Source organism: Streptomyces scabiei 87.22 (genome assembly GCF_000091305.1).
Lineage (GTDB): Bacteria > Actinomycetota > Actinomycetes > Streptomycetales > Streptomycetaceae > Streptomyces > Streptomyces scabiei.
The window spans coordinates 3,216,046-3,237,965 of sequence record NC_013929.1 but is presented as its reverse complement, the minus strand read 5'-3'; the positions used below and the strand labels follow the sequence as shown (position 1 = coordinate 3,237,965).

Sequence of the window (21,920 nt, the reverse complement as noted above, 5' to 3'; positions counted from 1 at the left end):
ATGTGACCGGCCGGTAAGGTCGATGGCGTGCCGAAGCCGCTCAGCCTCTCCTTCGACCCCATCTCGCGCGCCGACGAGCACTGGAAGCAGCGCTGGGGAAGCGTCCCGTCCATGGCCGCGATCACCTCGATCATGCGCGCCCAGCAGATCCTGCTGGCGGAGGTCGACGCCGTGGTCAAGCCGTACGGGCTGACGTTCGCGCGCTACGAGGCGCTCGTGCTGCTCACCTTCTCCCAGAAGGGCGAGCTGCCGATGTCCAAGATCGGCGAGCGACTGATGGTGCACCCGACGTCGGTGACCAACACCGTCGACCGCCTGGTGAGGTCCGGACTCGTCGACAAGCGCCCCAACCCCAACGACGGCCGCGGCACCCTCGCCTCCATCACCGACAAGGGCCGCGAGGTCTGCGACGCCGCCACCCGCGACCTCATGTCCATGGACTTCGGCCTGGGCACCTACGACGCCGAGGAATGCGCGGAGATCTTCGCGATGCTCCGGCCGCTGCGAGTGGCGGCGGGGGACTTCGAGGAGAGCTGAGGGCGGGCGTCAACGGACGCAGCCGCGTACCGCGTGCCGGTGGTTTCCCCGCCGATGTGCCGTGTGGAGGGCGGGCCCCGCGGTGATCGCTGCCATCCTGTCGCTCGACCGACATCCGGACGGCCGAAGTCCGGAACTGCCGACAGGGGGCCGGGTCCTTGCCGTTCATGCCAGGTGTACGTACCTGCGTTCGTAGTGTGGTCGTTGCCGGGAGCGCGGTCGTGTTCGCCGCGGCAATGGCCCTGGGAGCGGCGGGACCGGCGCGAGCAAGCGCCACGGGGAGCACGGCGGTCGGGACCTTCGACTACGACGTGCGGGGAGTCGGCGTGCGGGTTCCCGTCGGCTGTTTCCTCACCCACACCATTGACGGGTCCGGCAGACGGATCACCGGCCAGTCGGCGGGTGTCGACTGTGCGGGGCTGGCGGCAACCTTCTCCCGCTTCTGCAACTGGCGCATCGATTTCGCCTATGCCGACACGGACAACCGGACGTACCGCACCTCGCGCGGCGCGACGCACGCCGAGTGCAGGGGCAATCCCCTGCGGCGTGCGGTGCCGCAGAGGCTGCCGAAGTTCGGCAAGGCGTGCGCGAAGTTCCACGTCAACGGCAAACTGCGTGCCGTGCAGTGCCACTACATCACGAGGTGAGCGGCGCAGGCCGCGGCCCGCGGGCCCGTCCGGTTCAGGCCGCGGCGGGGTTCGGGGCCGCTTCCTTGACGATCAGCGGCTCGACCTCGCGGCTCACCTGGCGTTCGACGAAGAAGGCGGCCGTGGGCACGGTGCCCGCCAGGAGCACCCAGGCGAGACGTCCGAGTGGCATCTTCGCCTTGCTGCCGAGGTCGAAGGCGAAGACCAGGTACAGCACGTACAGCCAGCCGTGCGCGAAGCCGACCACCGTGACGAAGCCGTCGAAGCCGTCGAGATCCAGCAGACGCTTCCCGATCACGCCCGCCGTCAGCAGGATCAGCAGGACGGCGGTGACGTAGGCCATCACCCGGTAGCGGGTCAAGACGCTCTTCTTCATGGCGTCGAGCGTAACGGGTGCTTTCCGGCGCCTCGCGCGCGCGTCCCCGCCCGCGCCCGCTGTCGGTTACTAGGGCGTCCTAGTAAATTGGAGGTCATGGACCCCGACGCCATCGCAGAGGGACGCCGACGCTGGCAGGACCGCTACGACTCCGCCCGGAAGCGGGCGGGGGACTTCACGACGTTGTCCGGGGACTCGGTGGAGCCCGTGTACGGGCCCCGCGGCCGGGATGTGTACGAGGGGTTCGAGCGGATCGGTTGGCCGGGGGAGTATCCGTTCACACGGGGGCTGTACCCGACGGGGTACCGGGGGCGGACCTGGACCATCCGGCAGTTCGCGGGGTTCGGGAACGCGGAGCGGACCAACGAGCGGTACCGGACGATCCTCGCCAACGGGGGCGGAGGGCTGTCCGTCGCGTTCGACATGCCGACGCTCATGGGGCGGGACTCGGACGACCCGCGGGCGCTCGGTGAGGTCGGGCACTGCGGGGTGGCGATCGACTCCGCCGCCGACATGGAGGCGCTGTTCCGGGGGATCCCGCTCGGGGACGTCACCACCTCGATGACCATCAGCGGACCCGCCGTCCCGGTCTTCTGCATGTACCTCGTCGCCGCCGAGCGGCAGGGCGTCGATCCCGCCGTCCTCGACGGCACGCTCCAGACCGACATCTTCAAGGAGTACATCGCGCAGAAGGAGTGGCTCTTCCCGCCCGAGCCGCATCTGCGCCTCATCGGCGACCTCATGGAGTACTGCGCGGCCGGAATGCCCGCCTACAAACCGCTGTCCGTCTCCGGGTACCACATCCGTGAGGCCGGGGCCACGGCCGCGCAGGAGCTGGCGTACACGCTCGCGGACGGGTTCGCGTACGTCGAACTGGGGCGCAGCCGCGGGCTGGACGTGGACGTGTTCGCGCCGGGGCTCTCCTTCTTCTTCGACGCCCACGTCGACTTCTTCGAGGAGATCGCCAAGTTCCGCGCGGCCAGGAGGATCTGGGCGCGGTGGCTGCGCGACGTGTACGGGGCGCGGACCGACCGGGCGCAGTGGCTGCGGTTCCACACCCAGACCGCCGGAGTCTCGCTGACCGCGCAGCAGCCGTACAACAACGTGGTGCGTACGGCGGTGGAGGCTCTGTCCGCCGTGCTCGGCGGCACCAACTCCCTGCACACCAACGCCCTCGACGAGACGCTGGCGCTCCCGAGCGAGCGGGCGGCGGAGATCGCGCTCAGGACGCAGCAGGTGCTGATGGAGGAGACCGGGGTCGCCGACGTGGCCGATCCGCTGGGGGGTTCGTGGTACGTCGAGCAGCTGACGGACCGCATCGAGGCCGACGCCGAGAAGATCTTCCGTCGGATCGAGGAGCGGGGGCTGCGGGCGCGTCCCGACGGCGTGCATCCGGTCGGACCGATGACGTCCGGGATCCTGCGGGGGATCGAGGACGGGTGGTTCACCGGGGAGATCGCGGAGTCCGCCTTCCGGTACCAGCAGGCCCTGGAGAAGGGGGAGAAGCGGGTCGTCGGGGTCAATGTCCACCACGGCTCCGTGACGGGGGACCTGGAGATCCTGCGGGTCGGTCACGAGGTGGAGCGGGACCAGGTCCGGGCGCTGGGCGAGCGGAGGGCGGAGCGGGACGACGCCGCCGTGCGGACGGGGCTCGGCGCGGTGGCGGCCGCCGCCCGGGAGGGCGGGGACATGATCGGGCCCCTGCTGGACGCGGTACGGGCGGAGGCGACGCTGGGGGAGATCTGCGGGGTGCTGCGGGAGGAGTGGGGGGTGTACACGGAGCCGGCCGGGTTCTAGGGCATCGCGGTACCGGCAGGTCCTAGGGAGCGCTCGCCCCGGGGCGGGTGTCCGACGCGTTCCCGCTCAGTCCCCGCAGCAGCAGGGCGGTGAAGTCCCGTACCCATGGCTCGTCCACCGAGCCCGAGCTGATCAGGGTGCGGTGGACCACCGCGCCCGCTACGACGTCGAAGATCAGGTCGACGGTGCGGGAGGCGACGGCGGGGTCGGGTTCGGGAGGGAGTTCGCCGCGGGTCTGGGCGCGGGCCCGGCCCTCCAGGACCAGGCGCTTCTGACGGTCGACGATGGACGCGCGGATGCGTTCGCGCAGGGCCTCGTCGCGGGTCGACTCGGCGATCACCGCCATCAGGCCGCTCCTGGCCTCCGGCCGGGCCAGGATCGCCGCGAACTGGAGCACGACGCCCTCGATGTCGGCCGCCAGACTGCCCCGGTCGGGGAGGCGGAGTTCGTCGAAGAGTTCCGCGACCGCGTCCACCACGAGTTCGTTCTTCCCCGCCCAGCGGCGGTAGAGCGTGGTCTTCGCGACGCCGGCCCGGGTGGCCACGTCGCCCAGCGTCAGCTTCGACCAGCCCAGGTCGACCAGAGCCTCCCGGGTCGCCGCCAGGATCGCGGCGTCCGCGGCGGCGCTGCGCGGGCGGCCGCCCGTGGCGCGGGAGGCGGGGGTGCGGCTCTGCATCAGCCGACCATATCCGGCCGTTGTCGAAATACCGGGCCGCAGCGTGAGACAGATCACTGCGGAGTGGGTAGTGAGGGGTGCAGGGAGCCGTCGGGGGCAGTTACGCTACGAGTCGTAGCGTAAGCCGGGGTGGACGTCTGGCTCTCGGGACGCTTTTCACCCGCGTGCTCGGAAGGGGGAGGATGTACTCATGCAGCCACGGAACATGTCCATGAGCGGAGTCGTCGACCTCGCCGCGGTGAAGGCGGCCCAGGAGGCCAAGGCGAAGGCGGAGCAGGCGCGCGCCGAAGCGGCACGGCAGGGCGGGGGCGGCGCGGTCTCCCCGGCCGACCTGGTCATCGATGTCGATGAGGCCGGGTTCGAGCGCGAGGTCCTGCAGCGGTCCACCGAAGTACCCGTCGTCATCGACTTCTGGGCCGAGTGGTGCCAGCCCTGCAAGCAGCTCAGCCCGGTGCTGGAGCGCCTGGCCGTCGAGTACGCCGGCAAGTTCGTCCTCGCCAAGATCGACGTCGACGCCAACCAGATGTTGATGCAGCAGTTCGGGATCCAGGGGATCCCGGCCGTGTTCGCCGTGGTCGCCGGGCAGGCGCTGCCGCTCTTCCAGGGGGCCGCCCCCGAGCAGCAGATCCGCGAGACCCTCGACCAGCTCGTGCAGGTCGCCGAGCAGCGCTTCGGGCTCACCGGCCTCGTGGTGGACCCCGACGCCGAGGCCGGCGCCCCCGTCGAGGCGGCCCCGCAGATCCCGGCCGGCCCCTACGACCACCTGCTCGAAGCCGCCGTACACGCCCTGGACGCGGGCGACTTCGGCGGCGCGGTGCAGGCGTACAAGAACGTACTGAGTGACGACCCGGGCAACACGGAGGCCAAACTGGGGCTCGCGCAGGCCGAGTTGCTCCAGCGGGTGCAGGGGGCCGATCCGCAGGACGTGCGCAAGGCGGCCGCCGAGAACCCGGGTGACGCGCAGGCGCAGATCGCCGCGGCGGACCTCGACCTCGTCGGCGGGCACGTGGAGGACGCGTTCGGTCGACTCATCGACACCGTGCGGGTCACGGCGGGGGACGAGCGCGACGCCGTACGGACGCGGCTGCTGGAACTCTTCGAGGTGGTCGGCGGCGACGACCCGCGGGTGGCCGCGGCGCGGCGCGCGCTGGCGCGAGCACTGTTCTGAGCCACGGGTGAACCCCCGCCCCGGCTGCGCCGGCCGGGCGGAGCGGGGGCCGTGACCGCGCCGTCCCGGAGTGCCGGGACGCGTGGTGCGGGAGAGAACGATTTGGCGACACAGCGACACCGCGGCCGCGTTTTGCCAAATCTTGGTAAACGCGGCCGCTGTTACTGGCAGTAAGAGAATCCCGTCGTTCTGTCGGGCTCTGTCCATCTGTCAACCATTGTGTCGCCTCACTCGGTGCCACCCAGGGTCGCTGGCCGATGCCGATGGGTCGTTGTTCGGTTATCCGTCCGTTACTAGCCAGTAACGACCCCCCTTGCGGGGGCGGCGAGAATGCACCACGATCGGCGACGCTCGGTCCTTCCCCGTGCCCCGCCAACCAGTCGGGTCAACGGGTTTTCTGGGTCCCCACCGAGCAGAGCGGGCGACAGTGGCGCCTGCTCTTGGACAGGGGGGTCTCCGCCCGAGGGTGGAGCCTGTCCAGCAGGTTGTGCGTGATGCGTGTCAGGCGCGACCAGTGGTTGTCGCTCGGGGGTGATCGCCGGTGAGTTCGGGCGCTTTTCGCGCCGCCGAGCGCGGGCGCTCTCCTTCCCGAGGACGTAGCACTTCTCCCATCCCTGCCCGGTTGAGCCGCCGCCTGTGGGGGCGAACCGGTGGCAGGAGATGTACGTCCGAGAAGGAGGAAATATGGAGTCCCAGGTGCGTGGCGGGACCAGATGGAAGCGGTTCGCTGTGGTCATGGTGCCCAGCGTCGCCGCCACGGCAGCGATAGGTGTCGCCCTCGCGCAGGGTGCTCTCGCAGCGTCGTTCAGTGTGTCGGGCCAGTCGTTCAAGGTGACGGCTGACCAGCTCGACGGTACGGGCTTCTCGCAGTACGGAGCGCTCGACGAGGGCTACACCCTCAAGGGCGAGAAGACGGTTCACCCCGTCGCCGTTTCGGCGTTCAAGTCCGCGTCGATCACCAACATGTGCCAGTCGGTCGTCACCCCGGGCGTCCCGTTCCTCGGTAGCGTCAGCCTCAAGCTGACCGCCGGTACGGGTGGCAAGAAGGTCGAGGCCGAGAACCTCTACATCGACGTCGAGGACCTCTCGGCCGATGCCGTCTTCCGCGGCATCGACATCGGTGTGGCGGCCAAGGACGCCAACAAGGGTCCGGGCATGAAGGGTGGCTCGGAGCAGGCCAACCCCTACGGGTTCGCCCAGCAGGCCGACTCGGCCTCGCTGACCGACGTGAAGCAGACGGCGTGGGCCACCACTGCCGGAACCTTCAAGCTGAGCAACCTGAAGATGTCGCTCCACAAGGGCACGGTGGAGTGCTACTAGGCACTCCCTGGGCGGGTGAGGGGGCCTCTCGCTTCTTCGCCCGCCCGTCCCTCTCGCCGTGCGCTCCGCCGCGCACGCGCATTCCGCACGTGAATTCCGTACGCGCGCTTCGGCGTACGTGAACTTGTCACAGCAACACTGTTCCAGGGAGCTGTTGTCCATGAGCGCCGAGTCAACGGGGCAGAACGAAGACTATCTCCGCGTCCTCCGGCGGCGCTTCCGCGACTGGAGGGGCAGCCGTCCCTTCTGGGCGGGCCTGTTGGTACTGCTCAGCGGCTTCCCGATCATGTACTTCCCGTACGCGAACATCCAGCTCGGCCACCTCACGCTCGCCATGGCGACGACGGGCGGTTCGGGCTCCCTCATCATCGGCGTGCTGCTGGTGGTGCTCGGGGTCAGCCTCTGGTTCCAGCGGCACGTCCGCACCTTCGCCGGTACGGCGGCGATCCTCCTGGCGCTCGTCTCCATCCCCGTCTCCAACCTCGGAGGCTTCGGCTTCGGCTTCCTGCTCGCCCTGATCGGCGGTGCGCTGGCCATCGCCTGGGGGCCCGGTCACGACGAGGCGTCGGTGCCGTCCACCTACCGGACCCCGGCCCAGACGGCGGCTGCCCGGGACGCGACGGCCCAGAACACGGCACAGCAAGGTGCGGTCCCCCTGCACAAGGGCGACGCCCCGGAGCCCGCGACCGCGGGGTCCGTGAGCGGGGCGGCGAACGGCGAGCGCGACGACCTGTCAGGTACCACCCCCACCAACGGGACGAACGGGAGGCACAGTGCCGGCTGACGAGGTGACCCACGGGACTTCGGTGGGAGAGTCCCGTGCGAGAACCGGACCGCGGCACGCGGCACCCAAGAAGCCCCTTCTCACCCGGCTGAACATGCCGGCGGGCAAGGCGATAGCCCTGGCGGCCATGCCCACGGCGGTCCTCATGGGCATGGGCTTCACCCCCACCCTGGCCCTCGCCGAGGACCCCGCGTCCAAGAGCCTGACGGCCGACGAGTACAAGGACTGCCTGACGGCCCTGGAGGCCGCCGAGGAGGACAAGGACAGCTCCGCCTCCCCGACCCCCACGCCGTCCGCCTCCGCCACGAAGGACGCCGACTCCTCGGACGACGCGAAGGACGACGACGCGAAGGACGAGCCGAAGGACGAGCCGAAGGACGAGGACAAGCCCGCGGGCGGCGACTCCTCCGGCGGCTCCGCCTCCGACGACACGTCCTCGGACGAGCCCTCTTCGCCGGATTCAGGTTCCGACGACAAGGACACGACGGGCGGCTCCGCGCCGGCCGACACCTCCGACAAGGCGGCCGCGGACACGCCGTCCGACTCCGTCTCGGAGAAGGACAGCGGCGGCAACGTCCTGGAGGACATCGGCAGCGCGCTGGAGGACCTGTTCACGCCGGACGACAAGGAGACCGGGAGCGACACCCCGTCCGCGTCCACCAGCCCGTCCCCCTCGCCCTCGGCGGCGGAGAACGGCACGGACGACGGCAAGGACTCCGGTTCGGACTCGGGCAAGGACGGCAAGGGCTCCGTCGACGTCACCGACAAGGTCGAGGACTCCGCCAAGGACGTCACCGGCGGCGGCGACAAGACCGACGGCAAGACCGACAAGGCCGACGACAAGGCCGACGACGCCGAGGACAAGGCGAAGGACGCCGACGCCGAGGCGACGCCGAGCCCGTCCCCCAGCGAGAGCACCGACCTCGACGACTGCTTCGTCGCCACGGACGACGAGAGCGGCGTGGAGAAGGGCATCCCCGCGCTGCCCTCCGAGCCCTGGTACCTGAACGCCAGCTCGCTGACGCTGAAGGGCGCCGACTACCAGGGCATCGTCAAGGTGCGGACGGCCGACGGCAAGGTCAAGGAGGTGCTGAAGTACGTCATCTCCGGCGGCACCGACATCGGCGACCTCCACCAGACCGTCGACGACAAGCAGGCCGGCGTGACCTACCACGTGCAGGCCGGCAAGGGCACGACGTCCACGATCCGCGACGGCAAGACGGTCATGTACACCGAGAGCATCTCCGGCAACCTGCTCGGTCTGATCCCGGTGACCTTCGACCCGAAGCACCCGCCGCCGCTGAACATCCCGCTGATCTACTTCACCAAGGTGAAGGTCGTCCAGGCGGGCCAGTTCGGCGGAACGCTCACCGTGCCGGGGCTGCACCAGTTCACCACCAAGTGAACGCCGCCCCTCCCGCGGCCCGCTGAGCGCCGCACAGGACCCTTCCGGGAGCCGCACAGACCGAGGGCGCCCCCTGTTCCCAGGGGGCGCCCTCGGCGCGTTCGGAACGGCTGCGGGCCGCGTCAGTCGCGGGCGCCGCCGCCCAGGTGGTGCACCCGGACCATGTTCGTGGTGCCCGGCACACCGGGGGGCGAGCCGGCGGTGATGACCGCGATGTCGCCCTCCTGGAAGCGCTTGAGCTTGACCATCTCCCCGTCCACCAGGTCGACCATCTCGTCGGTGCTGTTCACGAACGGCACGACGTGCGACTCGACACCCCAGCTGAGCGCCAGCTGGTTGCGGGTGGACTCGTCGGTGGTGAACGCGACGATCGGCTGGGAGGCGCGGTAGCGCGAGAGCCGGCGGGCGGTGTCACCGGACTGCGTGAAGGCCACCAGGGCCCGGCCGCCGAGGAAGTCGGCGATCTCGCAGGCGGCACGGGCGATCGAACCGCCCTGCGTACGCGGCTTCTTGCCCGGCACCAGCGGCTGCAGGCCCTTGGAGAGCAGCTCCTGCTCGGCGGCCGTCACGATCTTCGACATCGTGCGGACCGTCTCCAGCGGGTACGCGCCCACACTGGACTCCGCCGACAGCATGACCGCGTCCGCGCCGTCCAGGATCGCGTTGGCGACGTCGGACGCCTCGGCGCGCGTGGGGCGGGAGTTGGTGATCATCGACTCCATCATCTGGGTCGCCACGATCACCGGCTTGGCGTTGCGGCGGCACAGCTCGATGAGCCGCTTCTGCACCATGGGGACCTTCTCGAGCGGGTACTCGACGGCCAGGTCGCCACGGGCGACCATGACGCCGTCGAACGCCATCACGACGTCCTCCATGTTCTCCACCGCCTGCGGCTTCTCCACCTTGGCGATGACGGGGACCCGGCGGCCCACCTCGTCCATCACCTTGTGGACGTCCCGCACGTCCTCGGCGTCCCGCACGAAGGACAGCGCCACCAGGTCGCAGCCCATCCGCAGCGCGAACCGCAGGTCCTCGACGTCCTTCTCGGACAGCGCGGGCACGTTGACGGCCGCGCCGGGCAGGTTGATGCCCTTGTGGTCGGAGATGACACCGCCCTCGATGACCTCGGTCCGCACCCGGGGGCCGTCGACCTCGATGACCTTCAGCTCGACGTTGCCGTCGTTGATGAGGATCTGGTCGCCCGCGGTGACGTCTCCGGGCAGGCCCTTGTACGTCGTGCCGCAGATCTGCCTGTCGCCCGGCACGTCCTCGGCGGTGATGGTGAACTCGTCACCGCGCACCAGCTCCACCGGGCCCTCGGCGAAGGTCTCCAGGCGGATCTTGGGGCCCTGGAGGTCGGCGAGGACACCGATGGCCGCACCGGTCTCGGCGGCGGCGGCCCGGACCCGGTCGTAGCGGCCCTGGTGCTCGGCGTGACTGCCGTGGCTGAAATTGAAACGGGCCACGTTCATGCCGGCCTCGATGAGGGCGACCAGTTGCTCGTGGGAGTCGACCGCGGGGCCGAGAGTACAGACGATTTTCGAACGGCGCATGGGACGATCCTATCGGTTTGTTTCGCTGCGGAATATTCCGTCTGATGGAATAGCAAATGTGCGGCTATGCGCTCAGGCGTGTTACCGGCGTGTATTCCTCGGCGCTTCTCCGCTCACTCGCGTCCTCTTCGCTCATTTGACGACCAGGGCATACGTTTGTGCCGCGATCTCCAGTTCCTCGTCCGTCGGCACCACTGCGACCGCGACCCGAGCCCCGGCCGGCGAGATCAGCCGGGGCTCACCGCTCCGGACGGCGTTCAGCTCGCCGTCGACCGCGAGTCCCAGGCCCTCCAGGCCCGCCATGGCGGCCTCCCGCACGGGCGCGGCGTTCTCGCCCACACCGGCGGTGAAGACGACCGCGTCCACCCGGCCGAGCACCGCGCAGTAGGCGCCGATGTACTTCTTCAGCCGGTGAATGTAGATGTCGAAGGCCAGCTTCGCCCGCTCGTCGCCCTCGTCGACGCGGCGGCGTATTTCCCGCATGTCGTTGTCGCCGCACAGTCCGATCAGACCGCTCCTCTTGTTGAGGAGAGTGTCGATCTCGTCCGTGGACATTTCGCCAACGCGCATCAAATGAAAGATGACGGCCGGGTCCAGGTCTCCGGACCGCGTACCCATCACGAGCCCCTCCAAGGGGGTGAGCCCCATGGAGGTGTCCACGCACCGCCCGCCCCGGACCGCCGAGGCCGAGGCCCCGTTGCCGAGATGCAGCACGATCACGTTGACGTCCTCGGGCGCCCTGCCCAGCAGTTCGGCCGTGGCCCGGGAGACGTAGGCGTGCGAGGTGCCGTGGAAGCCGTAGCGCCGGATGCGGTGCGCGTCGGCGGTCTCCACGTCGATCGCGTAGCGGGCGGCGGACTCCGGCATCGTCGTGTGGAACGCGGTGTCGAAGACGGCGACCTGCGGGAGGTCGGGGCGCAGTGCGCGGGCGGTGCGGATGCCGGTGAGGTTGGCCGGGTTGTGCAGCGGCGCCACCGGGATCAGGCGCTCGATCTCGGCGAGCACGGCGTCGTCGACGACCGTCGGCTGCGTGAAGCGCTGCCCGCCGTGCACGACGCGGTGCCCGATGGCGGCCAGCTCGGGGGAGTCGAGGCCGAGTCCGTCGGCCGCCAGCTCCTCGGCGACGGCCTTCAGGGCGGCCTCGTGGTCGGCGATCGGGCCGGTGCGCTCGCGGGAGACGCCGCCGCCGGTGAGCGGGCTGTGCTTCAGCCGGGAGTTCTCCTCACCGATCCGCTCGACCAGCCCGACGGCCAGCCGGGCCCGGTCGCGCATGTCGAGCAGCTGGTACTTCACCGACGAGGAGCCGGAGTTGAGGACGAGTACGCGGGTGGCGGTCACGGTCTGCTTCCTGACGAGGTTCACTTGCCGGGGTCGCCGAGGGCGGCGGCGGAGGTCTGGGCCTGGATCGCCGTGATGGCGACCGTGGTGACGATGTCCTGGACGAGCGCTCCCCGGGACAGGTCGTTGACCGGCTTGCGCAGCCCCTGCAGCACCGGGCCCACCGCGAGCGCGCCCGCCGACCGCTGGACGGCCTTGTAGGTGTTGTTGCCGGTGTTGAGGTCCGGGAAGACCAGCACCGTCGCCTGGCCCGCGACCTCGGAGTCCGGCAGCTTCGTCGCCGCGACGCTCGGCTCCACGGCGGCGTCGTACTGGATCGGCCCCTCGATCAGCAGATCGGGGCGCCGCGCGCGCACCAGCTCGGTGGCACGGCGCACCTTGTCGACGTCGGCGCCCGACCCGGAGGTCCCCGTGGAGTACGACAGCATCGCGATCCGCGGTTCGACCCCGAACTGCCGTGCGGTGGCGGCCGACTGGACGGCGATGTCGGCGAGCTGCTCGGCGTCCGGATCCGGGTTGACCGCGCAGTCCCCGTAGACCAGCACCTTGTCGGCGAGACACATGAAGAAGACGGACGAGACGATGTCCGCGTCCGGCCGGGTCTTGATGATCTCGAACGCGGGCCGGATGGTGGCGGCGGTGGAGTGCACGGACCCCGACACCATGCCGTCGGCGAGCCCCTCCTGGACCATGAGCGTGCCGAAGTAGTTCACGTCCGACACCACGTCGTAGGCCAGCTCGACGCTGATGTTCTTGTGGGCGCGGAACTGGGCGTACTTCTCGGCGAACCTGTCCCGCCACGTGGAGGTCGCCGGGTCCACCAGCTGGCTCTCGCCCAGGTCGATGCCCAGGTCGGCGGCCTTCTTGCGGATCTGCTCCACCGGGCCGAGCAGGGTGAGGTCGCAGACCCCGCGCCGCAGCAGCACCTCGGCGGCGTGCAGGACGCGCTCCTCGGTGCCCTCGGGCAGCACGACACGGCGCTTGTCGGAGCGGGCCTGTTCGAGGAGCGTGTGCTCGAACATCATCGGCGTGACCCGGTCGCTGCTCGGCGCGGAGACCCTGCTCCGCAGCTCGGCGGTGTCGACGTAACCCTCGAACAGGCCGAGCGCGGTCTCCGCCTTGCGCGGGGTCACCGCGCTCAACTTGCCCTCCATGGAGAACAGTTCGGAGGCGGTGAGGAAGGAACCCGTCTCGACGGCGACCACGGGGGTGCCGGGCGCGAGCCGCGCGGCGAGGGTCAGGACCTCCTCGCTGGGCCGCTCGTTCAGGGTGAGCAGCACACCGGCGATCGGCGGGGTGCCGGCGCTGTGGGCGGCGAGGGCGCCGACGACCAGGTCCGCGCGGTCGCCGGGGGTGACGACCAGACAGCCCGGGGTCAGGGCGTTCAGGAAGTTGGGCAGCATGGCCCCGCCGAAGACGAAGTTCAGCGCGTCACGGGCGAGGCCCGAGTCGTCGCCGAGGAGCACCGTGCCGCCGAGGGCGTGGGTGATCTGGGCGACGGTGGGCGCGGAGAGAGCCGGCTCGTCGGGCAGGACGTAACAGGGCGCCGGGAGCGGCAGCCGGGAGTCCCCGAGCCGCTCGGCTATGTCGTCCCGGTCGGCGGGCGCGACCCGGTTGACGACCATGGCGAGCACGTCACAGCCGAGGCCGTCGTACGCGCGGAAGGCGTTGTGGGTCTCGGCGGCCACGGACTCGGCGGTCTGCCCCCGCCCGCCGACGACGGGGATGACGGAGGCGCCGAACTCGTTGGCGAGCCGGGCGTTGAGGGAGAGCTCGTCCGGGAACTGGGTGTCGGCGAAGTCGGTCCCGAGGACGAGGACGACGTCGAAGTCGCGCGCGACGGCGTGGAAGCGGTCGACGAGCGCCGACACCAGCTCGTCCGTGCCGTGCTGGGCCTGGAGCGTGGACGCCTCGTGGTAGTCCATGCCATACACGGTCGCCGGGTCCTGGGTGAGCCGGTATCGTGCGCGCAGCAGATCGAACAGCCGGTCCGGCCCGTGGTGCAGCAGCGGCCGGAACACCCCCACCCGGTCGACCTGGCGGGTGAGAAGCTCCATCACCCCCAGCTCGACCACCTGGCGGCCGTCGCCGCGGTCGATCCCGGTCACGTACACGCTGCGCGTCACGTGTGCTCTCCGTTTCTCGTGGGACGTGTAGGACGTGTGGTGCGGTTGGCGGGGGCTCGGCCGGCAGGGGTGAAAATCACCGCCGTGGCGGACGGAAACCCTCTTGACAATACCCTTGACCATGGATAAGGCGCCCATCAGCCCGGAGTGGTCCGCGCGGGGGTGCCGGGCGGCGGCGGTCGGGCGCGGCGACCCCCTGGGAGCCGTGAAACAATCGGACTGGCTCATCAGTACCAGTACCGAGCAGGACGATCAGGACGATCAGGAGACACAGCACGATGCGTATCGGAGTTCTCACCGCAGGCGGCGACTGTCCGGGCCTGAACGCAGTGATCCGGTCGGTCGTGCACCGAGCGGTCGCCCAGTACGGCGACGAGGTCATCGGCTTCGAGGACGGCTACGCCGGACTGCTCGACGGCCGCTACCGCACCCTCGACCTGGAGTCCGTCAGCGGCATCCTCGCCCGCGGCGGCACCATGCTCGGCTCCTCCCGCCTCCAGCGCGACCGCCTCCGCGAGGCGTGCGAGAGCGCGCAGGACATGGCACACCGGTTCGGTATCGACGTACTGATCCCGATCGGCGGCGAGGGCACGCTGACGGCCGCGCGGATGCTGTCGGACGCGGGCCTGCCGGTGGTCGGCGTCCCGAAGACCATCGACAACGACATCTCCTCGACGGACCGCACCTTCGGCTTCGACACGGCGGTCGGGGTCGCCACGGAGGCGATGGACCGCCTGAAGACCACCGCCGAGTCCCACCAGCGTGTGATGGTGGTCGAGGTCATGGGCCGGCACGCGGGCTGGATCGCGCTGGAGTCCGGGATGGCGGCGGGCGCGCACGGCATCTGCCTGCCCGAGCGCGCCTTCGACCCGGCCGACCTGGTGAAGATGGTCGAGGAGCGCTTCGCGCGCGGCAAGAAGTTCGCGGTCATCTGTGTCGCGGAGGGCGCCCACCCCGCCGAGGGCTCGATGGACTACGGCCACGGCGAGATCGACCAGTTCGGGCACGAGCGCTTCCAGGGCATCGGTGCCGCGCTCGCCTACGAACTGGAGCGGCGCCTCGGCAAGGAGGCCAAGCCCGTCATCCTCGGCCACATCCAGCGGGGCGGCACCCCGACCGCCTACGACAGGGTGCTCGCCACACGCTTCGGCTGGCACGCGGTGGAGGCCGCGCACCGCGGCGACTACGGCCGGATGACCGCCCTGCGCGGCACCGACGTGGTGATGGTGCCGCTGGCGGAGGCGGTGACCGAGCTGAAGACGGTGCCCAAGGACCGCATGGACGAGGCGGAGTCGGTGTTCTAGACCGGTTGGTTCCGGACCGGTCGCCGGGGAGGGGTCCGTCCGGCCCCTTCAGCGGGCCGCCGTTCTCCGGACGAGTGCCCAGAAGTGGCCCAGGATCTGGTCCAGATAGTCACGGCCCGCGTCGCCCGAGTCGGTGGCGGCGGTGCCGTTGGCCCAGGTGAGGGTGGCGGCCACCAGGTTCTGGTACTCGGTGTGCATCTCCCGCAGGACGTCCTCCAGGAGATGCCGGTCGAGGTGCCGGTCGAAGGACAACAGCCTGGCGGCCGGCCGCACATGCGCCGGCCAGCGAGTGGTCACCGCGTCGTGGAGGAGTTCCCTGAGGCGGCCCTCCAAGCCCAGGGCGATGACGAGTTCGGGGATCGAGAGGTCGAGCGCGACCCCGAGGGCGGCGGCCTGACGGTCCGTGCCGTGCCACTCCTCACTCTCCTCCGTCCGTACATACGCGGAGAGTTCGAGCCCGGCCGCGCGGGCCACGTCCTCGGCGGCGAGGCCCCGGGCCGTGCGGTGCTCGCGCAAAGTCCGGGGCGTGCCGATGAGTTCGGCCGTCGAGCACCACAACACCCCCGCCAGCGCGGTGAGTTCGGGCCCGGTGGGCGGGACGCCGCCGCCCTCCCAGGCGGCGACCAGGTCGGGGGTGACATGGAGCAGCCCGTACGAGGAGCGCATGCCGTACGCGACGTGCTCGGGCCCCATCCCGAGAGCGATACGGAGGCTGCGGGCGGCGGGGGCGTCGAAGGGCGGGGCGGGGGCGTCGGTGGGCCGGGGGTCCGAGTGCGGCTGCGGGAGCGGCTGTTCGGGTCCGTGTTCATGGGCTGAGCGTCGGTGCACGCGGACACCGTAGGACCGCGGGACGGCGCTGACTACGGACTGTTCGGCCACACTCACGGATGGTGGGAGCCTTGTGGCGGTACGGGCGGCGTGGGTAGGGATGCCGCATGACACCGCTGGACGGACACATACGCGAGCGCCTACTGGCGCCGAATTTCTGGCACTTGGCGACGGTCGGACCGGACGGCGCGCCTCAGGTATCACCCATGTGGGTGGACATCGAGGCCGTCGGCGACACCGAGTACGTCATGGTCAACACCTCCGTGGGGCGGGTGAAGGAGGAGAACCTGCGCCGCAATCCGCAGGTGTCCCTGTCCCATCACGACACCGGCAACCCCTACGACCGGGCCGAGATCCGGGGGCGGGTGGCGCGGTTCGTCGAGGGGGACGACGCCCTGCGCGCCATGGACCGGCTCACCCGGAAGTACATCGGGGAGGAGCGCTATCCGTGGCTGCTGCCCGGGGAGCGGCGGCTGATGATCCTGATCGAGCCGGTGCGGGTGCGGCGCGTGGTGGGGGTGGAGCCGTTCCGGGCCGGCGTGCTGGAGTATCAGTTTCGCTGGGCGATGCTGCCGGGCCGGGGCCTTGGACCGGGTCAGAGGGTGGCTCAGCCCGATACACTGGCCCGGGCGCGGGCTTGGGTGGCTTCGGCGGGGGCGTTGGCCCGGGTGTAGGCGTCGCAGGCTCGGAGCCAGTGGGCCCGGGCTTCGGCGGGACGGTGGGCGGCTAGGAGGGCTAGGGCCAGGTTGCCTAGGCTTTGGCCTACCCCGTACCAGTCCTCGAGCTCGCGGCAGATCTCCAGATCTTTACCGAATGCTGTGATGGCCTCCTCCGGTTGGCCCGACTTTCCCAAGGCGGCGCCGATGTTGTTCCACGCCATGGCCTCGCCGCGGCGGTTCTCGGTGCTCTGGTGCAGGTCGCGGGCGCGGATGTGGGCGTCGATCGCCTCCTCCATCCGACCCGCTTCCTGCAGGGCGGCGCCGATGTTGTTCCACGCCGTGGCCTCGCCGCGGCGGTTCTCGGTGCTCTGGTGCAGGTCGCGGGCGTGGGTAAGGGCGTCGATCGCCTCCGCGATTTGCCCCGCGTCTCGTAGGGCAAGGCCGAGATTGTTCCAAGTGTCGGCCTCGCGTCGGGGGTCTCTCCTGTTCTGGTGCAGGTCGCGGGCGTGGGTAAGGGCGTCGATCGCCTCCTCCACTCGATCCGCATCCCGCAGGGCGGTGCCGTGGTTGTTCCATGCGACAGCCTCGTTGAGACTGTCCCCGGCGCGGTGCGCTGCCTCCTGTGCGGCACGTGTGACCGCGATCTTGTCGTCGAAGTACCGCCGCCAGTCGAGATAATCGGGCAGACAGTCGGCCAGCCGTATCGCTGTACTCGCGAACCTTTCCTCCCGCGCCCAGAGCGCTGCCTCCACCAGTCCCGCCCGCTCCTGGTCAAACCAGGCCAACGCCTCCCTCCGGTCCGCGAACCGCTCCGGCTCCGCTCTCCCGGGCCACCATTGCAACCGCTCATCAGCGGCAGTCGCCCACTCGTTGTAGAACATCAGCAGCCGCTCCTGCGCCACCTTCCCCTCCTCCCACAGCCCCGCATCCCCCGCCACTACTCCCACCCCGAACACCCGCACCAGGTCATGCAACCGCCACCGCAACACGGCAGCTGTCCCCTGATCGCCCCGGACTGGCGTGACCAGGTACGCAGCAGCCAAACTCTCCAGCAGGGACGAGGCTGTCTTCTTGTCCAGAGCTGTCATGGCGGCCACCGCCTCCGTCCCGGTATCCGCGCCCGGAGCCAGGCACAGCAGCCGCAGCAACCGGGCCTGGTCCGGCGGCAGCCGGCGGTAGGAGGTCTCCAGCACCGGCCGGAGGGCCAGTGACTGGCTGTGCAGGTCGGTGCCAGGGCTGCCGCTGTCCAGCGTGGCCGTGGGGTCTCCGGTTTCTCGGATGTCCTCCAACAATGATGCGATCTGCCGGTGACGGCGTCGTCGTAACATCGCGGCGGCAATCTGGAGAGCCAGGGGCAAGTGGCCGCAGAGAGCGACGAGTTCGCGTAGGACACTCGGTTCACGGGAGGGCCGGTCGTCGCGTTCGTCGGCGTAGTGCAGCGCGTGAGTGATGAGCGCGACGGACTCGTCCGGGTCCAGCGTCTCAAGGTCGATGACGCGTATCGGGAGGGAGTCCGGGCGGTCTCGCGACGTGATCACCACCCGGTGGTGGTCAGTGCCGGGGAGGAGAGGGAGGTACTGGGACGGGTCGGAGGCGTTGTCCAGGATTAGCAGTGTGCGATCTCGCCGCTCGGTGAGGAGCGCGCGGTAGGCGTCGTACTGGCGTGCTGCCGTCGGTGGGAGGTCCGTCCCCCGTACCCCCATCGCGTCCAGCAGGGCCAGGACGCCCTGGTCCGCTGTGACCGGGTTGTCGTCGTAACCGCGCAGATCGACGAAGAGGAAGCCGCCGGGGAACCAGCTCTTGGCCCATGCCCGGTGCGCAGCCTCTACCACGAGGGCCGTCTTGCCGATGCCGCCCATGCCGGTGACGGCCGAGATGAGGAGCGGTGTGCCCTCGTCCGAGGAGGGGCCGAGGCGGGGGAGCAGGCGGGCCAGGTCCGCCTCGCGGCCGATGAAGCCGGGTGAGCGGGCCCGGAGGGTGGTGGTCGCGACCGGGACCGGGCCGTGGACCGGTCCCTGGCCCTGCGGCAGGTTCTCCGCGCTACCGTCCGTCCGACTTGCCGGTGACGGGCCTGTAGAAGGTTCCCCCTCGGAAGTCGATGTGATCGCCGCCGTAAGTGGCTCCGCCTTCGTTGCCGCGTAAGGGTCCCTCCTGGGAGCCGGAGGAACCGTCGCCGCGCGGCCGGTGTTTACGGAGGACCGCCATTGCCACGGCCGCGGCCTGCTTGGAGGCCAACTCCTGTGAACCCGAGGCATCCGCCTTGTGCTTTTGGCGGTTGGCGCGGTCGCTGATGCCCCGGACGACCAGAGCGTCCAACTGGCCGTTGAGATGGGCCGCGTGGGCCGCGCCCGAGCCCTCCATCTCGATCGCGCAGGCATCGTTGTAGTGGTGGCGGATGTGCTCGGCGAGCGCGGACCTGTCGTCGGCCAGGACGACGTCACCGCACGCGATCGGCTTCAGGTGACCCCGTACGTCCGGCAGATCGCGTAGCGCGGAACGCGCGGCCGGCACCAGTCGGCCCGACCCGTGCCAGACCTCGGGCCGGGCCTGGAACCCCTTGGTGGTCTGCTTGCCGCCGTGGATGCCGTACACCTTCGTGCCGACCACCACGTCACCGATCTCGATGTCGTCCTTGAGCCCGCCTGCGACCCCCACGAAGAGCAGCACCTCGGGGCGGAGCCAGCCGACGATCTGGGTGGCGCGCGCGGCGGCGTGCACCGCGCCCTCGCCCAGCTCGGAGATCGCGACGGTCCAGGAAGTGCCCTCGATCCGGCCCACCTCGACCCGGGCGCCGTCCTCGTGGACCTGTTCTTCGGGCTCCAGGTCCGTCAGAAGGCCGCGTACGGCGGCGTACTCGACCGGGAGCGCGGTGAGGACGACGACTGATACGGGGTGTGTGTCAGGTTTGGTCACCTGTCCACGGTACTGCCAAGTCTGCTACAAGGGCCGCCAGTTGGCTCCGGCGTGGTGGGCGGCCGGGTCTGCCGTCGAAGCTACCTTTGTCTCTCACGGTGCGGAACGGGGGTCCACGGGCACATGAGGGCGGCGTTGCTGACTGCTCTGTTCGAGGGTGCGTGCGGGGAAGACGGGCGCCGGGCGGTGGAGTCGCTGGCACGGTCGCTCGGGCTGGAGGTCGGGGCGTCGGTCGTGGAAATCGCCGAGGCCGCGCGGGAGCCGGCACGGCGGGAGGCCGTACGTGAGTGGGGCAAGCGATTGGCCGGCCTGCTCGCCGACGAGCCGACCGTCGCGGGCGCCGTGGCGGCGGCCATGGAGCGGCATGCGCCGGGAAGTGGGGCAGCCTGGTACGGCGGGGACCACTGCGACTTCCGGGGCGGGATCTTCCTCCGCGAGGCGATCGGGGTTCAGGTCGTGATCGAGTTCGGTGGGGCCGCCGCCGCGCCGGAGGCCCTGGCCTCGCTGCCGCCGCGGCCAGGTGGGTTTACCGGACGGGACGGTGAGACGGCCGAGCTGCTGCGGGCGCTCGGCGGCTCGGCGGCGGTTCTGGTCAGCGCCGTGTCCGGGCTGGGCGGCATCGGGAAGACAGCGCTCGCCGTCGAGACCGCGCATCTGGCGTGTGGCCAGGGGTGGTTCCCGGGCGGAGTGCTCTTCGTCGACCTGCACGGGTACGACGAGGAGCCGGTCACCGCTGATCAGGCGCTTCAGTCGTTGCTGCGGGCGCTGGGGGTGCAACCGGAGCAGCTTCCGGTCAGGGCCGATGACCGGGCGAGCCTCTATCGGTCGGTGCTCGCGGAGAGGGGGAGAGAGCGAGGGGCGGTGCTGGTGCTGGCGGACAACGCGTCGTCGCCGGAACAGGTACGGGCGCTCCTGCCGGGCGACGATCGGCACCGGGTTCTAGTCACTTCGCGAGACCGGCTCACGCAACTCGGGGCTCGGCTTGTACCGTTGGACCAGCTCACGCCGGAGCATGCTCGGGGGCTGCTCGACCTCGCCCTACGGACCGCCTCGCCCGAGGACAGCCGCGTTGCGGACGACGTCGACGCGGCCGGACGGCTCGCCAGGCTTTGCGGACACCTGCCGCTGGCACTTCAGATCGCAGCCGCGCTGCTGGTGGAGGACCCGGGCATGACGATCGCGGAACTGACCCATGAGCTTGCGGCATCGCGTGATCGGCTGGCGCAACTCGACGACGGGGAACGTAGCGTCCGTGCCGCCTTCGACCTGTCGTATCGGCGTTTGCCGCTCGGACAGGCCCGGCTGCTGCGCCTGCTAGCCCTAGCACCGGGGCCTGAGGTGAGCGACGAGGTCGTTGCCGCGCTGGTAGGGGTCAAGGCTCCACCACTGGCAGAGCTGCGCGCGCTCGCTCGGGCACACCTTGTCGATCGTGGGAGTGGGCATGGGTGGTGGCGGTTGCACGACTTGGTGCGAGAGTTCGGGGCGGGTGTGGTGGCGGGCGATGCGGGGTTGTCGGAAGAAGGGGAGGTGGCCCGCGAGCGAGTGATGGGGCTGTATCACCGAACGGTGTCGGATGCGGATGAGCGATTGCGGTGGTTGCCCGGAAAGGCGGAGCCGGATCGATTTGCGGACCGTGAGGAGGCGCTGGAGTGGTGTGATGGTGAGCGGGCCGGTTTGGTGGCGGCTGTGTCCTGGGGGCGAGAGGTCCGGTTCGCGGAAGTGGCAGTGAGGCTGGCTGAGTGTCTGGGGGAGTATCTGGCTTGGCGACGGTACTTCGATGACTGGATCACTGTTTCCGATGCAGCGCGTAAGGCAGCACAACGGGTTGGGGATCAGGTCGGTGAGGCGGGGGCCTGGACGAGCCTAGGCCTTGCTCTGCAGGAAGTGGGTAAAGCAGGAGAGTCGATTGATGCCCATGGGCGCTGCCGCGAGTTGTTCCATTCCGCCGGATACCCACTTGGCGAGGCCATGGCCTGGAACAACCTCGGCTTGGCGCTGGCGGAGGTAAAGCGCAAGAGCGAGGCGATCGACGCGCTCCTCCGATCACGAGATTTGTATCAAGCCGCCGGGGACCGACAACGCGAGGCTGTTGCGTGGAACAACCTGGGTCTTGCCCATTGGGAGGCGAGGAGGGTGGATGAGTCGATCGATGCGCACAGTCGAGCCCTCGAACTGTGCCAGGCCGTCGGAGACAGCCTCGGTGAGGCCAGGGCGTGCAACAACCTAGGTCTCGCCATGGAAGAAGCAGGCCGGGTGGAGGATGCGGTCGAGGCGTACGGTACGGCCGCCGAAATCTTCGGCAAGTTCGAGGACTGGTACAGGGCTGCCCTGGCTCTCCAAAACCTGGCGATCGTTCACGAGAACGCCCGGCGCCTCACCGACGCCCGCATCCACTGGCTTCGGGCCGCCGACGCTTTCGCGCGTGCCAACGCCAGCACCGAGGCTGCCCAAGTGCGAGCCCAGGCCAAGGCTTTGGAATAACGCGGTCC

At 70.1% G+C, this 21,920-nt stretch carries 17 protein-coding genes and 1 pseudogene; 10 read left to right on the top strand and 8 right to left on the bottom strand.

The window, feature by feature from the left end; translation table 11 throughout:
* The first annotated feature begins 27 nt into the window (after positions 1–27).
* Positions 28–537, top strand: a complete 510-nt coding sequence (locus SCAB_RS13435) for a MarR family winged helix-turn-helix transcriptional regulator (RefSeq protein WP_013000613.1) — start codon at positions 28–30, stop codon at positions 535–537.
* A gap of 221 nt (positions 538–758) precedes the next feature.
* Positions 759–1,184, top strand: coding sequence for a hypothetical protein (locus tag SCAB_RS13430; protein WP_231884993.1), 426 nt, complete (start codon positions 759–761; stop codon positions 1,182–1,184).
* A gap of 34 nt (positions 1,185–1,218) precedes the next feature.
* Here the strand turns inward: SCAB_RS13430 and SCAB_RS13425 are convergent, their stop codons facing one another.
* Positions 1,219–1,560: a DUF3817 domain-containing protein gene (locus SCAB_RS13425; protein ID WP_013000611.1), complete on the bottom strand. Its 342-nt coding sequence runs from the start codon at positions 1,558–1,560 to the stop codon at positions 1,219–1,221.
* Between the two features lie 96 nt (positions 1,561–1,656).
* Here SCAB_RS13425 and SCAB_RS13420 point away from each other — a divergent pair, with 96 nt between their 5' ends.
* Positions 1,657–3,357: an acyl-CoA mutase large subunit family protein gene (locus SCAB_RS13420; protein ID WP_013000610.1), complete on the top strand. Its 1,701-nt coding sequence runs from the start codon at positions 1,657–1,659 to the stop codon at positions 3,355–3,357.
* Positions 3,358–3,379: 22 nt separating this feature from the next.
* On the opposite strand, the gene SCAB_RS13415 is transcribed toward SCAB_RS13420, so the two are convergent.
* Positions 3,380–4,033, bottom strand: a complete 654-nt coding sequence (locus SCAB_RS13415) for a TetR/AcrR family transcriptional regulator (protein WP_013000609.1) — start codon at positions 4,031–4,033, stop codon at positions 3,380–3,382.
* Between the two features lie 190 nt (positions 4,034–4,223).
* Here SCAB_RS13415 and SCAB_RS13410 point away from each other — a divergent pair, with 190 nt between their 5' ends.
* The 4 genes from SCAB_RS13410 (at position 4,224) to SCAB_RS13395 (ending at position 8,710) form a co-directional block, all read left to right on the top strand.
* Entirely contained in the window at positions 4,224–5,201 is a 978-nt protein-coding gene (locus SCAB_RS13410; protein WP_037728624.1) for a tetratricopeptide repeat protein, read from the top strand.
* Positions 5,202–5,885: 684 nt separating this feature from the next.
* A complete protein-coding gene (locus SCAB_RS13405; protein ID WP_037728625.1) occupies positions 5,886–6,521 on the top strand; it encodes a DUF6230 family protein in 636 nt (211 codons plus the stop codon).
* Positions 6,522–6,681: 160 nt separating this feature from the next.
* Entirely contained in the window at positions 6,682–7,305 is a 624-nt protein-coding gene (locus SCAB_RS13400) for a DUF6114 domain-containing protein (protein ID WP_041669170.1), read from the top strand.
* A gap of 94 nt (positions 7,306–7,399) precedes the next feature.
* A complete protein-coding gene (locus SCAB_RS13395) occupies positions 7,400–8,710 on the top strand; it encodes a hypothetical protein (protein ID WP_041670589.1) in 1,311 nt (436 codons plus the stop codon).
* A gap of 122 nt (positions 8,711–8,832) precedes the next feature.
* On the opposite strand, the gene pyk is transcribed toward SCAB_RS13395, so the two are convergent.
* The 3 genes from pyk to pta form a co-directional block, all read right to left on the bottom strand.
* Complete coding sequence (gene pyk / locus SCAB_RS13390; protein ID WP_013000604.1) at positions 8,833–10,263, bottom strand: pyruvate kinase; 1,431 nt, start codon at positions 10,261–10,263, stop codon at positions 8,833–8,835.
* 132 nt (positions 10,264–10,395) lie between these two features.
* Complete coding sequence (locus SCAB_RS13385; RefSeq protein ID WP_037728627.1) at positions 10,396–11,601, bottom strand: acetate kinase; 1,206 nt, start codon at positions 11,599–11,601, stop codon at positions 10,396–10,398.
* Between the two features lie 20 nt (positions 11,602–11,621).
* Positions 11,622–13,727 (bottom strand): phosphate acetyltransferase, encoded by a 2,106-nt coding sequence (pta, locus tag SCAB_RS13380; protein WP_013000602.1) that lies wholly within the window; start codon positions 13,725–13,727, stop codon positions 11,622–11,624.
* Between the two features lie 278 nt (positions 13,728–14,005).
* Between pta and SCAB_RS13375 the strand changes: the two genes are divergently transcribed.
* The gene (locus tag SCAB_RS13375; protein WP_013000601.1) at positions 14,006–15,031 is read left to right on the top strand and encodes an ATP-dependent 6-phosphofructokinase; all 1,026 of its coding nucleotides are present in this window, start codon (positions 14,006–14,008) and stop codon (positions 15,029–15,031) included.
* Between the two features lie 48 nt (positions 15,032–15,079).
* Here SCAB_RS13375 and SCAB_RS13370 read toward each other — a convergent pair whose 3' ends face one another.
* Positions 15,080–15,859: a helix-turn-helix domain-containing protein gene (locus tag SCAB_RS13370; RefSeq protein ID WP_013000600.1), complete on the bottom strand. Its 780-nt coding sequence runs from the start codon at positions 15,857–15,859 to the stop codon at positions 15,080–15,082.
* Between the two features lie 107 nt (positions 15,860–15,966).
* Between SCAB_RS13370 and SCAB_RS13365 the strand changes: the two are divergent.
* Positions 15,967–16,404 (top strand): annotated as a pseudogene (locus SCAB_RS13365) (PPOX class F420-dependent oxidoreductase); the annotation flags it as partial.
* 62 nt (positions 16,405–16,466) lie between these two features.
* Here SCAB_RS13365 and SCAB_RS13360 read toward each other — a convergent pair.
* Entirely contained in the window at positions 16,467–18,395 is a 1,929-nt protein-coding gene (locus SCAB_RS13360; protein WP_374194940.1) for a tetratricopeptide repeat protein, read from the bottom strand.
* Between the two features lie 163 nt (positions 18,396–18,558).
* Positions 18,559–19,431 carry a 5'-methylthioadenosine/S-adenosylhomocysteine nucleosidase gene (locus SCAB_RS13355; protein WP_013000597.1) on the bottom strand — a complete coding sequence of 291 codons (873 nt, stop codon included), beginning with the start codon at positions 19,429–19,431 and terminating at the stop codon, positions 18,559–18,561.
* Between the two features lie 123 nt (positions 19,432–19,554).
* On the opposite strand from SCAB_RS13355, the gene SCAB_RS13350 reads away from it, so the two are divergent.
* Positions 19,555–21,912 (top strand): tetratricopeptide repeat protein, encoded by a 2,358-nt coding sequence (locus tag SCAB_RS13350; protein WP_041669167.1) that lies wholly within the window; start codon positions 19,555–19,557, stop codon positions 21,910–21,912.
* Positions 21,913–21,920 lie beyond the last annotated feature (8 nt).

Excerpts from the sequence above, each read along its gene's own strand:
- SCAB_RS13400 (WP_041669170.1), top strand. The coding sequence starts at position 6,682 with ATGAGCGCCGAGTCAACGGGGCAGAACGAAGACTATCTCCGCGTCCTC.
- SCAB_RS13350 (WP_041669167.1), top strand. The coding sequence starts at position 19,555 with ATGAGGGCGGCGTTGCTGACTGCTCTGTTCGAGGGTGCGTGCGGGGAA.
- SCAB_RS13425 (WP_013000611.1), bottom strand. The coding sequence starts at position 1,560 with ATGAAGAAGAGCGTCTTGACCCGCTACCGGGTGATGGCCTACGTCACC.
- SCAB_RS13410 (WP_037728624.1), top strand. The coding sequence starts at position 4,224 with ATGCAGCCACGGAACATGTCCATGAGCGGAGTCGTCGACCTCGCCGCG.
- SCAB_RS13415 (WP_013000609.1), bottom strand. The coding sequence starts at position 4,033 with ATGCAGAGCCGCACCCCCGCCTCCCGCGCCACGGGCGGCCGCCCGCGC.
- SCAB_RS13395 (WP_041670589.1), top strand. The coding sequence starts at position 7,400 with ATGCCGGCGGGCAAGGCGATAGCCCTGGCGGCCATGCCCACGGCGGTC.
- SCAB_RS13420 (WP_013000610.1), top strand. The coding sequence starts at position 1,657 with ATGGACCCCGACGCCATCGCAGAGGGACGCCGACGCTGGCAGGACCGC.
- SCAB_RS13375 (WP_013000601.1), top strand. The coding sequence starts at position 14,006 with ATGCGTATCGGAGTTCTCACCGCAGGCGGCGACTGTCCGGGCCTGAAC.
- pyk (WP_013000604.1), bottom strand. The coding sequence starts at position 10,263 with ATGCGCCGTTCGAAAATCGTCTGTACTCTCGGCCCCGCGGTCGACTCC.
- SCAB_RS13405 (WP_037728625.1), top strand. The coding sequence starts at position 5,886 with ATGGAGTCCCAGGTGCGTGGCGGGACCAGATGGAAGCGGTTCGCTGTG.